General features: G+C 58.9%; 10 protein-coding genes. 5 read left to right on the plus strand and 5 right to left on the minus strand.

What is annotated here, in order from left to right; translation table 11 throughout:
• Window positions 1–22: 22 nt before the first annotated feature.
• The 4 genes from B0E33_RS18225 to B0E33_RS18240 form a co-directional block, all read right to left on the minus strand.
• Entirely contained in the window at window positions 23–1,165 is a 1,143-nt protein-coding gene (locus tag B0E33_RS18225; RefSeq protein WP_077291968.1) for a helix-turn-helix transcriptional regulator, read from the minus strand.
• A gap of 841 nt (window positions 1,166–2,006) precedes the next feature.
• Entirely contained in the window at window positions 2,007–3,362 is a 1,356-nt protein-coding gene (locus B0E33_RS18230) for an aminotransferase class III-fold pyridoxal phosphate-dependent enzyme (RefSeq protein ID WP_077291969.1), read from the minus strand.
• The gene (locus B0E33_RS18235) at window positions 3,359–4,039 is read right to left on the minus strand and encodes an HAD-IA family hydrolase (RefSeq protein ID WP_077291970.1); all 681 of its coding nucleotides are present in this window, start codon (window positions 4,037–4,039) and stop codon (window positions 3,359–3,361) included. Before B0E33_RS18235 ends, B0E33_RS18230 begins: the two co-directional genes overlap by 4 nt.
• Window positions 4,029–4,814 carry an IclR family transcriptional regulator gene (locus B0E33_RS18240; RefSeq protein ID WP_075282357.1) on the minus strand — a complete coding sequence of 262 codons (786 nt, stop codon included), beginning with the start codon at window positions 4,812–4,814 and terminating at the stop codon, window positions 4,029–4,031. The genes B0E33_RS18235 and B0E33_RS18240 overlap by 11 nt, the downstream gene beginning before the upstream one ends.
• 212 nt (window positions 4,815–5,026) lie before the next feature.
• Here B0E33_RS18240 and B0E33_RS18245 point away from each other — a divergent pair, with 212 nt between their 5' ends.
• From B0E33_RS18245 to B0E33_RS18265, 5 genes are all read left to right on the plus strand, one after another.
• A complete protein-coding gene (locus tag B0E33_RS18245) occupies window positions 5,027–6,019 on the plus strand; it encodes a tripartite tricarboxylate transporter substrate binding protein (protein WP_023003283.1) in 993 nt (330 codons plus the stop codon).
• Between the two features lie 66 nt (window positions 6,020–6,085).
• Window positions 6,086–6,625 (plus strand): tripartite tricarboxylate transporter TctB family protein, encoded by a 540-nt coding sequence (locus B0E33_RS18250; RefSeq protein WP_077291971.1) that lies wholly within the window; start codon window positions 6,086–6,088, stop codon window positions 6,623–6,625.
• Window positions 6,626–6,632: 7 nt separating this feature from the next.
• On the plus strand, window positions 6,633–8,153 hold the full coding sequence (locus tag B0E33_RS18255) for a tripartite tricarboxylate transporter permease (RefSeq protein ID WP_077291972.1): 1,521 nt from the start codon (window positions 6,633–6,635) through the stop codon (window positions 8,151–8,153).
• A gap of 8 nt (window positions 8,154–8,161) precedes the next feature.
• Window positions 8,162–9,649, plus strand: a complete 1,488-nt coding sequence (locus tag B0E33_RS18260; protein ID WP_077291973.1) for an aldehyde dehydrogenase — start codon at window positions 8,162–8,164, stop codon at window positions 9,647–9,649.
• Window positions 9,650–9,657: 8 nt separating this feature from the next.
• Window positions 9,658–10,893 carry a Tm-1-like ATP-binding domain-containing protein gene (locus B0E33_RS18265; protein ID WP_077291974.1) on the plus strand — a complete coding sequence of 412 codons (1,236 nt, stop codon included), beginning with the start codon at window positions 9,658–9,660 and terminating at the stop codon, window positions 10,891–10,893.
• Window positions 10,894–11,028: 135 nt separating this feature from the next.
• Here the strand turns inward: B0E33_RS18265 and B0E33_RS18270 are convergent, their stop codons facing one another.
• Complete coding sequence (locus B0E33_RS18270; protein WP_077291975.1) at window positions 11,029–13,590, minus strand: GcvT family protein; 2,562 nt, start codon at window positions 13,588–13,590, stop codon at window positions 11,029–11,031.
• Window positions 13,591–13,613 lie beyond the last annotated feature (23 nt).

Below are 13,613 nucleotides of genomic sequence, written 5' to 3' on the forward strand. Positions count from 1 at the left end.
CTAAGTTCCTGTACTTTGTACGTTATTGGTCTGGTGCTATTTGAATTGCTTTTGTCACCGAGTTGACGAGCTCTATTTGTGAGCTTGTTGCGGTTCTTTGCTGTGCCATCGCAAGGTGATTTCTTGCGGTGTTGTAGCTGATCCCGATTTCCTCGGCGGCTTGTCTTACGGTTTTGCCGTCTATTATTTTCTTGATGATGCGCGCCTGCTGATGCGTGACCCCGGTCGCGGATTTGATCGTCTCGGCGCTTACCTCGTTGGAGGTGGTGTCCGCGGTGATCAGGACCTTCTTGCGGAAATAGGATCTGACGGGATCCCGGGTTTCCTCGTCGGACACCTGGGACGGGATGGCCTCCACGAAGTAGCGGGGGCCACCGGCAATGCTCATGACCCGTGCCTGGTCCTGCCGAGTTGATCCGGTGTTTGCCGGGGCATCGACGGGCAAGTCGCGAGAGTGGCGGGCAAAGAACGGTGTCAGGCTCAACGGTGCCTGGATCCTGCCGTCGATGAGGCGAAGCTCGCCGCCTTTCTGCAGGACCTTTTCCATCGCCGGGTTTTTGACAAGGACTGAGCCATTGCCGAAGAACACAAGCGCTGGCGACTTGATGTGTTTGATCCAGTATTGCGCGCTTGTCAGTTCGGTGCGGTTTCGCCCGTAAACGAGATCCTCGGCATAGGCCTCGAAGCCGCCGAAGATGTCATCCGCATAAGCAACAACACCTTGGAAAAGACTGTCTGAAAAGCCGACTGGAACGTGGGCGGCAAGATAGAGCTGCAAACCCATTCCCAATTCGACCATGAGAACAGCCGCACGGTTGGTTTCAAGGGTTGTATCGCGCGACAAACCATCGGGTGTTGTTGCGGTGCAATGCAGGATCTCGGTGTCGTGTGTAACGGGGGTGCAGGAGTTGGCTTTTACTTGGGAGAACGTGTCTATTTCGTTCCCAAGAAGATGTTCAGCTTCCCAGGCTTGACGATTGTCATCAATTGTATAGCAAATCTCGATCTTCTTCCTTCTTGCATCCAGAACAAAGATGCTGAAGAGAAGAAATTCAAAGCGTTTTGCCAGTGCATAAGGAAAGTCTAAATTGCTTCGGTTGCGGCGTTCTTTTGTCTGGCCACCGTATAAAACACTTTCGTTAAAGTCCCTTCCTGCAAAATACATTTTTTGCTCCCAGGTAGAAATGGATTTTATTCGTGGCGATGATCTAAGTTCTGGCTCGGTTCATTTTCAAAAATTGGATTTATCTAAATCGATCGATTGGTTTCTTAGGGGGTTAATAAATTATTAAACCTTTTATACCGGAAACTTCATGCCGTTGCTCTAGTGCAATTGCATCAATTTTAAAGCAACTGTAGTCTTGGTTAATTTATAACTCTAAGAAAATTGTAGAATATGCTTCAGTATTAAATGAGATATATCGATGAATACATTAAGATCATCGAGTTGTAATCACGAGATGGTTTTCGTTGAATTTGATAAATGCAAGTGGAGGTGGTGTGCATGCGTGTATTGCTGCGCTGCAGCATTTGTCGTGTTTTTCGATTTCTACTGTTTGCGACGAAATGTCCCGAGGCGATTTCGCGAAATGCCCGGTGAAATCTGTTTGAGATAAAATTTTGTCTTGTTTGATTTAACTATTCAGATTGCCGACAAATTAGGCGGACTTGGCTAATTTGAGTTCAGGCTCAGGAATTGGGCGTTTTGCCTTTCCGGATTTGTGATCGAATTTTTCGAAACTTGATACGCGGCGGCCAGAAATGTCGCGCAACGGTTGAAAACGTTAGGGAAATTCGACCTGAAATTGGCGGGTAGCTTGCTGTTGCGGCAAACAGAAGAGCCTGGGCGCGCAAATCCCGTTGGCTGTTTGCGCGCCGAGAGCTGGTTTTCTGATAGCAAGTGGCCTGTAGAGGATCCGAAGCCCTCGAGGTCTTGTGAGGGCTTCAGAGCAAGTTGACGGGGTCGGCCGTTGAGGCTTGCGCGTTACGGAGATGCTTCCGGGGGATTAGCCGGAAACGGCTTTCAGTCCGGTCTCGACTGCCGACAGGATTTTCGTGACGTTGTCCGACGTCACGATCAGCGGCGGCGAGAAGATGGCATTGTTTCCGGAGACCCGGATCATGACGCCGTCCTCATAGGCGGCCTGCTGCAGCTTCAGCGGGACATCCTTTGCCGAAGGTTTCTTGCTGGCGCGGTCGGAGACCAGTTCGATGGCGCACATCAGTCCTTCACCGCGCACGTCGCCGATCACCTCGAAACGTTCCTGGAGCCCTTTCAGGCCACCAAGAAGTTCCTTGCCGCGTGCGGCGGCATTTTCATGGACCTTCAAACGTCGGATCTCGGCCAGGGCAGCCAGAGCGGCTGCGGCGCCGACAGGGTGACCGGAATAGGTGTAGCCGGTATCGATGGACGCGATGCCGCTGGTGTCCTTTTCAAAGACTTCGGCCACATGCCCGGCGATCATCACCGCGCCGAACGGGAAATAGCCGTTTGTGATGGCTTTTGCCGTGCACATGAAGTCCGGCTGTACGCTCCAGTGGCGCGCACCGCTCTCGCTGCCGGTGCGACCGAAGGCGGTGATGACTTCGTCGGAGATCAGCAGGATGCCGTTGCGGTCACAGATCTCGCGCACCATCGGCATGAAGCTCGGATGGGGAGGCATGACACCACCGGCGCCGAGGACGGGCTCCATGATGAAGGCGGCAATGGTGCCGGCTCCCTGGAAGGCGATCTCGTCTTCGAGGGCGGCTGCGCAGAGCTGGGCAAGTTTCGCCGGATCGCTCTCGTTGAACGGATTGCGGTAGGTGTAGGGAGCCGGAATGTGGAAGCAGCCCGGCAGCAGGGGCTCGTAAGCGTTGCGGAACTTGCCGTTGCCGTTGACGCTGGCGCCGCCGAAATGGGTGCCATGATAGCCTTTCTTCAGGCTGAGAAACTTGGTGCGGCCGGCTTCGCCGCGAATGCGGTGATACTGGCGGGCGAGCTTGAGGGCGACTTCGACCGAATCCGAGCCGCCGGAGGTGAAGAAGGCGCGCGTCAGCCCGTCCGGGGCGAAGAAATCGGCCAGTTCGTAGGAAAGCTCGATGACCTTGTCGTTCGATGTGCCGCGAAAGATCGAGTAGTAGGGCAGGGCGTTCAGCTGGTCGGAGATTGCCTGTTTCACCGGCTCGCAGGAGTAGCCGAGGTTGACGTTCCACAGCCCGCCGACGGCATCAAGAACTTCGTGCCCGTCGACGTCGGTGATGAAAACATCGCGGCCACCTGTCAGGATCGTCGGCAGATTGGTCTGGCTGTCGGCCGGATGAGCCATCGGATGCCAGACATGGCGGGCGTTGTTTTCCTTCAGGAAGTTGGAATCCTTCATGTCATGTCTCCTTGGAATAAACTTGGCAGGCCGAGCAACGAAAGTGCCTGGTCATAGGAAGATCGGGGGGAAAGAACGTCGAAGTGAACCGTCTGCAGACCGGCCGTCTCCGCGCCGCGAATGTTGCGCAGCTGATCGTCGACAAAGACGCAGGCGGATGCGGGCAGGCCGAGTTCGTCCAGGCACAGCTGATATGCACGCGGATCCGGCTTCAGGATCCTGGTGTAGGTGGCATCGACGATAACGTCGAAATCATCCAGAAAAGCGAGCTTTTTCCTGAAGTCCGCACCGTAGAAAAGGTCCAGCTCATTGGACAGGATCGCAAGCTTGCAGCCTGCCTGCCGGGCAATTTCGATTGCGGCCAGGGCTTCCGGGCGCATGACGGCATCGGGATCAGCGCCGCGCGCAGCCTTCACGAAGTCCGCCATTTTCGTCCAGCTGTTGCCTGTCAGCTCGGCAACTTCCTGCGTGCGCCGCTGCCAGTAGTCGCGTTCGGAAATCTCGTCCCGCTGCATTGCCTGCCAAAGACTGTCGGTTGCCGGATCAAACGGGCCACGCCAGGTCAGGCTGCCGGGGGCGAGCCCGAGGGCCTGTTCGGTCAGATCGTGGGTCTCGAACATCGTGCGAGTGACAACCCCGCCGAAATCGAGCACCAGAGCCTTCGTGTCATGCGGCATCGCGCCAGATCCTTCTCAAATCGACCGGGACAACGCCGCCGAGTTTTTCAGTGACTTCCGTCGCCGCGATCGGCAGGGAAATTCGGATTTTTGCTTTCAACTCATCGGTCATGCGAACGGTGGGGGCGGCAACGGCTATGGTGCCGACTGCCTCTGGCAAGTCGCCGAAGATCGGCGAGGCAAAGGAAGAGACGTGCTCTTCAAAACCCTGGTCGATAAAGGCAATACCGTCGTTTCGAACCTGTTCGACTGTCTGTTTCAAAAGCTCGGTATCGGTGATCGTGTAGCCGGTGGAGGGTTTGAGCTTCGTCTTCAGAAGCTTCGGCAGCAGATCGATCGGACCGAAGGCCAGCATTGCGAGACCGGAGGCAGTTGCGTGCAGCGGCAGCAATTCAGCTTCGTCGAAATAGACCCGCGTGCCGTGAATGAGTGCGTCATGATGATAGAGCGGTGACAGATGATTGCCTTCCCGCAAGGAGACATGAACCAGCTCCCCGAGTTCTCCAGCCAACTGTTCCACCAGTGGAGCGACAAGCCTTCTTGCCGGGAACAGTCGTTCGCGGACTGCCGCAAGACGCAGGATGGCGGGACCCAGGCGATAGCCTTTGGTGCCCGGGTTCTGCTCCAGAAAACCGTTGGCTGTGAGTTCGGTCAGATGCCGGTGAACCGTTGCCTTGTCCTGGCCCGAAAGGTTGCGGAACTCGGTCAGGCCGATTTCCGAACGGCTGGCGGAAAAGTGGTTCAGCAGGCTCAGCGCTTTTGTGATCGTGCCCATGCTTCAGCAGTTCCTTTCCCGCAGGTGCCGGATTGAAGCTCCGGCATTCGACGGGACGATGTTGACATGTAGTTTCATTTGAAACAATATATTTTTAAACCGATGGTTTGTTATTTGAACCGTTTTGCGAGGTAAACAAAAGCGTCAGCGCTTCGATTGAAGGTTGACATCTTGTTATTTAAGATCACAATAATTAACAAAGCAAATAAAAAATGACCAAGACCGGCGCAAAGTCCGGCTGTCACCTGACCAGAAAAGGGACTGTTGAAATGAAGAAGCAAGTGATCGCCCTGACGGCCGCGACATTGATGTCGGCAACGGCCGCTCTGGCTGAATATCCGGAAAAGCCTGTATCGTTCATCGTTCCGTGGCCTCCGGGGGACCTGGAAGACGTGCTGACCCGTCTGATCGCGGACAAGTTCCAGGAAATGTACGGCGTGCCGGCAGCGGTCGTGAACAAGCCGGGTGGCGGCGGTGGTCCGTTCCCTGGTGCAGTGGAAGTCGCAACGGCGCCTGCCGACGGTTATACGGTCGGCTCTTTCGTGACCGACGTGCCGATTGGTGGTCCGCAGATCGGAATTCCCGAACTTTCGCCGAACCCGTTCGAGCCGATCGGCATTTTCATGACCTATCCGTTCGTGATTGCCGCTGGCGCAGACGCGCCCTACGCCACGTGGGCGGAGTTGGCTGATTACGCCAAGGAAAACGAGATCGCTCTCGGCCATTTCGGTTCGTTCCTGCCGCCCACCCAGATCACCTTCGCTGCCGCCAAGACCTCCGGCTTCGATTTTGCCAGCGAAGCGGCTTTTGACGAGCTGAACTGCAACACGCTGGCCTCCGGCGATGTCGACGTCATCAACACGACACTGCAGCAGATCCAGCCGTGCCTCGGCGAGGTCAAGATCCTGGCCAGCATCGGCAAGGAACGGACGTCCCTGACGCCGAACGTGCAGACCATGCAGGAAATCAACCCGGATCTGTCGGTTGCGCTGTGGAACGGGCTGTTCGTTCACAAGGACGTTCCCGAAGATGCGCGGATCAAGATTTCCGAAGCTGCGCAAGCTGCGCTCAAGTCGCCGCAGGCGCTCGAGCTGATCGGCCAGACCGGCGTCCTGATCTACTGGCAGGACCCGGTTCAGTCCGAACAGCAGATCGAGGCTGATGCGGCGGCGCTTCAGAAAATCTCCGAGCTGATCGAACAGTAAGGCGACTATTTCGGCCGGCGCATCTCGCGCCGGCCGGTTGCTTTCGGGTTCCAAGGAGGGTTCGGCTTGGCGCGCATCAAGACGCTGCAGGAACTGTTCAAACGCTATCGCCGGCCCGGCGACATCGTGTTTGCAATCCTGTTCCTGGCATTTTCCCTATTTCTTCTGTCGCAGATCCCGGGTGAGACGGTCTGGGCCAAGCGGACCAAGTGGTTCGCACAGCCAAGGTTCTGGCCCACAGTCGCTATCGGCGGCATGGTGCTGTTCGCCAGCCTGCATTTCATTGGTTCGCTTTGCTCCAAGCGCATTCCGGGCCGATGGCGCGAGGTCGGCTTCTGGATGAAGTCGTTCGAGTTCGTGGCCTATTTCCTGATCTACGTGCTCCTGGTACCGCAACTCGGCTACCTGCCGGCAACACTCGCCTTCACCTTGTTTCTGTGTGTCCGGATTGGCGAGGCAACGCCTCTCAACCTGGGTGCCGCGGTTGCCTTCAGCATTTCTGTGGTGGTGATCTTCCGCGCGTTTTTGCAGGTCAAGGTTCCCGCCGGCCATATCTACGAGGCGCTGCCTGACGGCATCCGCGCCTTTGCCCTGACCTATCTGTGAGGCGAGAATGGAACTGATCCTCTCCAGCCTGTCCATGCTTGCCCAATGGGACGTTCTTGCGGCCCTGGTGATCGGCTCCATCGGTGGTGTCATCATCGGCGCAATTCCTGGTGTCGGAGCTGCCGTTGCCATCGCGATCCTGCTGCCGGCAACCTTTTCCTTCGAACCTATCGTCGGCTTGACCCTGCTACTCGGAGTCTATGGCTCATCCATGTATGGCGGTGCCATTCCGGCGGTGCTGATTAACACACCGGGTACGGCGGTCAATGCGCTGACCACCTATGACGGCTATCCCATGACCAAGAAGGGGCAAGGGCATCGGGCGCTGTCGCTCGCCTATTCGGCTTCTTTCTTCGGCGGCATGTTCTCGATCCTGTGCCTGATCGTCCTCTCGCCGGTGCTGGCGATGATCGCACCGCATTTCGGCAGCCGCGAGATCTTCCTGGCGGCTTTGATGGGCATCATCCTGGTTGTGGTTGCGCACCGCGGACAGGTTTTTGCCGCCGGCATGCTGGCCTGTTTCGGCATCTTCCTGAGCACCATCGGCCTGGAGCCTGCCAAATACACCAAGCGCTTCACCTTCGACCAGAGCTGGCTCACCTCCGGTGTCGATCTCATCGTGGTGGTGCTCGGTCTCTTTGCGATCTCGCAAGCGTTGCTGCTGCTGGTCGACAAGGAACATCAACCCGGATCGGCCAAGGTCGAGGGCAATCTCTTTGCCGGGCTCAAGGAGCTGTTCGCGTTCAAACGGGTGGCGACCGTTTCTTCCGGCTTCGGTGTTCTCATGGGCATGATCCCCGGCGTGGGCGAATTCACTGCCCAGTTCCTGTCCTACACCTATGCGCAGAAATCCTCGAAGGACCCGGACCTTTTCGGCAAGGGATCACCGGAAGGGCTGATCGCTTCGGAAGCTGCCAACAATGCGGTTCCCGGTGCTGCGATGATCCCTTTGCTTGCTCTCGGCATTCCGGGAGAAGCACTGACGGCAATGATGCTGTCGGTGTTCTATGTTCATAACGTCATCCCGGGGCCTCAGCTGTTCCAGGGGCAACTCGACTTTGTGGTCGCGCTCTATCTGGCGCTGATCCTCCTGAATATCATCGTCCTGATCTTCCTCCTGTCCTCCACGGGGCTGCTGCTCAAGATCATTCAGATCCCGACGCGTTTCCTGGGTGTGATGATCATGACGCTCTCCTTTGTCGGTGTGTTCTCGCTGCGCAACTCGGTGACCGACTGCGCGATTGCCGCCGGCTTCGGCGTCTTCGGCCTGGTGCTGAAGCGTCTCAACCTGCCCATTGTGCCGATCATCCTCGGCATGGTGCTTGGCGGGATCATGGAAGTGAAACTTCGCAGCGCCATGGCGCGGGTGAATTCCCCGCTCGATTTCATCGACAGGCCGATCGCCGCAATCCTCTTCACAGCGATCATTCTCATTCTCGTCCTGCACGTACGTACGGTCATTCGCGAGCAAAAGGCGCGGCGGGATCGGGAAGAGGACACTTCCGAAACCTCAACCCAGCAAGGGTAGGAACCAAGATGCTTGACCAGGCCGCAATCGACGTTTTGCGCAACCAGCCCGTTGCCGAGCAGGGGCATTTTGTGAACGGGGCCTTTGCCGCGTCACGGGAGGGGGCGACGCTGGAGGTGCTTTCCCCCATCGACGGAAAACCGCTGACAAGGATCGCAAGCGGAACGGCCGCCGATGTGACGCTTGCCGTCAAGGGCGCACGCAAGGCGTTCGAGGATGGCCGCTGGTCGAAGGCCGCTCCGGCGCATCGCAAGAAGGTGCTGCTGAAGCTCGCTGACCTGATCGAGGCGAAAGCGCTTGAGCTTGCTGTTCTCGGCGTGCGCGACAACGGCACCGAGATCAACATGGCCTTCAAGGCCGAGGCTTTGTCGGCCGCCGGGACCTTCCGGTATTACGCCGAAGCGCTCGACAAGATCTATGGCGAGATCGCGCCGACGGCAGACAATGTGCTGGGGCTTGTCCACCGGGCACCTGTCGGTGTCGTGGGGGCCATCGTTCCCTGGAACTTCCCGCTGATGATCGGCGCCTGGAAGATTGCTCCCGCGCTCGCCATGGGGAACTCCATCGTGCTGAAACCGGCGGAATCAGCCTCGCTCAGCCTGCTCAGGATTGCCGAACTGGCGTCGGAGGCAGGAGTTCCGGACGGTGTCTTCAACGTCGTGACCGGCCCCGGCGCCGTTGTCGGCGAAGCCCTGGCCCTATCCATGGATGTCGACATCCTGGTCTTCACCGGTTCTGGTGCGACAGGGCGGAGGCTTCTTGAATATTCCGCCAGATCCAACCTGAAGCGCTGCTATCTGGAACTTGGCGGCAAGTCCCCCAACATTGTCTTCAATGATGCGGCTGATCTGGCAAAAGCAGCCAAGGTGTCGGCGGCGGGGATCTTCCGCAATTCCGGGCAGGTCTGCGTCGCCGGATCGCGCCTGCTGGTGCAGGAGGACATTCACGACGATTTTGTTGCCGCGATCTGCAAGGAAGCGGAAGCGCTCAAGGTGGGCGATCCGCTGGATCTTTCCAGCCAGATCGGCGCGGTGCATTCGCTGCCTCAACTGGAAGCCGACCTGAGGTTCGTGGAGACAGCAGAAACCGAGGGCGCGGAGCGCTGCACCGGGGGCGAGCGGATCCTGACGGAGACCGGCGGCTACTACATGGCGCCCACCGTCATGACCGGGGTCAAGCCGAGCGATACGATTGCCCGGAAGGAAGTGTTCGGGCCCGTACTGGCCGTAACCGCATTCAAGGACGAGGACGAGGCCATCCGGATCGCCAACGGCACCGAATATGGTCTCGCCGCCGGTATCTGGACGTCTGAACTCGGCCGGGCGCACCGGATGATTTCCGGCATCCGCTCCGGTGTCATCCATGTGAACACCTATGGCGGCTCGGACATGACCGTCCCGCTCGGGGGGATGAAGCAGTCCGGCAACGGCCACGACAAGTCGCTGCACGCGCTCGACAAGTATGTCGACCTGAAGACAGCCTGGATCCAGCTCTGAGGATATCCATGACCAAGACAATCCTGTCCATCGGGACCTACGACACCAAGAATGCCGAACTGGAATTCATAGAGCAGACTATACGCGCCCAGGGCGGCGAGGTGCTGACGATGGATGTCAGCGTGCTGGGTGATCCTGCGATGCCGACCGGCATTTCCAAGCATGAGGTCGCCAGGGCGGGCGGCATGTCCATTGAGGACGTGATTGCGCAAGGCGACGAGAACAAGGCTTTTCAGGTGATGGCGCAGGGTGCGGCCAAGCTTGTTGCCGACCTTTATGCGCAAGGCCGTATCGATGGCATGATCGCGCTTGGCGGAACCATGGGGACGGACCTGGCACTTGATTGTGCCCAGGCGCTGCCGATGGGCGTACCGAAATTCATCGTGTCCACGGTCAGCTTCTCGTCTCTGATCCCGCCGGAACGGCTGGCGCCCGATATCCAGATGATCCTGTGGGCCGGTGGCCTTTATGGCCTCAACGAAATCTGCAAGTCGTCGCTGGCGCAGGCCGCGGGCGCCGTGCTGGGTGCCGCCAGGGCCGCGCAGATGCCGGATCGCTCAAAGCCGCTGGTCGGAATGACATCGCTTGGCTCAAGTTGCCTGTCCTATATGAAGCTTCTGAAACCGGCACTCGAAGACCGGGGGTACGAAGTTGCTGTCTTCCATTCCACCGGCATGGGCGGCATGGCTTTTGAAAGCCTGGCGCGGGAGGGAGCCTTCTGCTGCGTCATGGATTTCTGTCTGCAGGAATTCGGCAATCTCCTGGCAGGGTCGCTGGTCAGCAGCGGGCCGGACCGGCTGCAGAATGCAGGCAGGCTGGGCACGCCGCAGATCGTGGCGCCGGGCGCGCTTGATCTGGTGGATTTTGCCGGCTGGCAGGAAATCCCGGCGCAATATGCCGACAGGCCGTTTCACGAGCACAATCGTCTGATCAAGAGCTCCGTCTTCAACCCGCAGGAGCGCCGTCAGTGGGCGAATGCACTCGCCGACCGGCTGGAGGCGGCCAAAGGGCCGACCCATTTCCTGTTGCCGCTTGGCGGTATCGAGGCCTGGGACAAGGAGGGCGAGGAAGCCCACGATCCGGAGGGGCTGGCGGCCTTCATCGACGAAGTCAGGACAGTCTTCCCAGGCCGCATCGAGACGACCGAGGTTTCGGCGCATATCAACGACAAGGCGTTTGCGGATGCTGCGCTTGGCGTTTTCGACAGATGGGTCGACGAAGGGATTGTCATGCGGGGCGGCTAAGGCCGCCGCGCGTGCCACGAAAGGAAAAAGCGCCGACGAGCGGCGCTTTTTTGGGTCGTGAGATGGGGCTTTAGCTTGTTCTTGTGATCTGAAGTCAGCCCGTGGCAAGTCGTTGCCTGTCACGGGCCTTGGTCATCAGGAGCGTGGTTTCTGGTTTTCCGGATCGTAGAGCGGCTGATAGCCGACACCGGCGACCTCGACCGGGTAGGTTTCCGAGAAATACTCGACATTCAGCTTGCGGCCGACCTGGCAGTACTCCTGCGGCAGGTAGGCAAGAGCGATGTTCTTGCCGATGGTCGGGCCATAGGCGACCGAGGTCGTGTAGGAAATACGGCCCAGGCTGTCGACCAGCGTCTTGCCCGTGTCCGGATCCTGCACCGGCATCGCGCCGACCGGGTAACGTTTGACACCGCTTGCATCTGTGTTCTCAAGCATCACCAGCGTGCAGAGCATGGCCGGTTGCTTGTCCCGCTCCCGGTACTCGACGTGTTTTGCCTTGCCGCGGAAATCCGCTTCCTTGACCTTCGGGCGGGCCAGATCAGCCTCCAGGAGGTTGTACTGGGTCAGAAGATCGGCGTTCTGCAGGCGCAGGGATTTTTCCATGCGGCGCGAGTTGGCGTAGGTTTCGACGCCGACCGCGATGACACCCGTGGACCGCAGAGCGTCCCAGACGGCCAGGCCGTCTTCGTACTTCATGTGCAGTTCCCAGCCCTGTTCACCGACATAGGACAGGCGCAGGGCCATGACGGACTTGCCGGCGATCTCGATCTGGCGGATGCCCGCAAACGGGAAGTTTTCCGGATCGAGTGCTGCCGGATCGGCAACCACTTTCTTCAGGTTCTCACGGGCGTTCGGGCCCCAGATGCCGATGGTGGTGTACTGCTCGCTGACGTCGGTCACCGTGACGTCGAAGCCTTTGTCCTCGGCGATGCGCTTCACATAGTGATAGTCGCGCGGACCGGCGTCCGCCCCGTCGACGATGCGGCAGCGGTCTGCCATGCGGAAGACCGTGAGGTCGGCACGCACGTTGCCTTCGTCATCTAGGAAGTGGGTGTAGATACCCTTGCCGATGTTGGCATCGCCGCCGATCTTCGCGGCACACAGCCACTCCAGCAGTTCCACGTGGTCCGGGCCTTCGACGTCGAACATGTAGAAGTGCGACAGATTGATGATGCCGCAGTTCTCGCTGAGTTCGAGCTGCTCGGCGTTGGAGACGCGCCAGAAATGGCGGTTGTCCCATTCGTTTTCACGAACCGGAACCCGGTCGCCGTATTTTTCCAGCAGATGCTCGTTGGCGGCATACCCATGCGCACGTTCCCAGCCGCCCAGTTCCATGAAGTGGCCGCCGAGTTCAACCTCGCGGTCGTAGAACGGGGACCGCTTGACGCTGCGGCTCGTCAGGTAAGGCTCACGCGGGTGGATCGCCGGGAAATAGATCTTCTGCGCAGCTTCGTAGCAGCGGTCCTCGATGTATTTCTCGGACAGCTGGTGGGAATAGAAGCGCGAATAGTCGATGGACGCATGGTCGATTTCGGTCCGGCCATCGGTGATCCAGTCAGCCAGCAGCTTGCCGTAGCCAGGTCCGTCCTTGACCCAGATCGCAACACAGTACCACAGGCCGCGGACTTTCTGGCTTTCACCGCAGGAGGGGCCACCGGCCGCGGAAACCTGCAGGAGGCCGTTGAAGGAATGGCCTTCGTTGTAGCCGATCTCACCCAGGATCGGGGTCAGCTCCATGGCGCGCTCGAGCGGCTCCATGACCTGTTCCATTTCCAGATCGCGCTGGGAGGGGGACAGGCGGGCCTGATCCTTCTCAAGGAGATCGCGCGGGTGGCACATGCGCGGATGGTTCGGTTCGTAGTACCCCCACTCGATCTGGCCGCCTTCGGCCGTCTTGGGATCGCCCGTGTCGCGCATGTAGGCGGAGTTGCCCTGGTCGCGCAGCAGCGGATAGCCGATGTCCTTGCCGGTGCCTTCGAATTCGTTGTACGGGCCGAAGAAAGTCAGCGGGTGGTCGACCGGCATTACCGGCAGGTCTTCGCCAACCATTTCGGCAATCAGGCGGCCCCACAGACCGGCGCAGACGATGACATGGTCAGCCATGATCGTGCCGCGGTGGGTCTTGACACCTTTGATGTGGCCGTCCTCGACGATAAGGGACTGGGCCGGGGTATTGGCAAAGGCTTTCAGCTTGCCGGTCTTCTCGCCTTCATCAACGAGCTTGCCTGCAACCGTCTGCGAGCGCGGGATGACGAGACCTGCATCCGGATCCCACATGCCGCCCTGGACCATGTCCTCTTCGATCAGCGGAAACTTTTCCTTGATCTCGGCCGGAGTCACGAGGCGCACATTGGTGCCGAAGGCCTTGCCCGAGGTCACCTTGCGCTTGATTTCCTCCATCCAGGTGTCGTCGCCGGTGCGCGCGACTTCCAGACCGCCGACGCGGGCGTAGTGACCCATCTTGTCGAAGAAGTCGATGGAGTACTGGGTGGTCCAGACGGACAGGTAGTCGTGGCTGGTGGTGTAGCAGAAGTCGGACGCATGGGCCGTCGAACCGATGTCGGTCGGAATGCCGGACTTGTCGATGCCGACAATGTCGGTCCAGCCGCGTTCGATGAGGTGATGTGCGATCGACGCGCCGACGATACCGCCGAGACCGACGATGACGATCTGTGCCTTGTCAGGAAATGCTGACATGTCTCATTCCTTTTTCATCGACC

This window comes from Roseibium algicola (genome assembly GCF_001999245.1).
Lineage (GTDB): Bacteria > Pseudomonadota > Alphaproteobacteria > Rhizobiales > Stappiaceae > Roseibium > Roseibium algicola.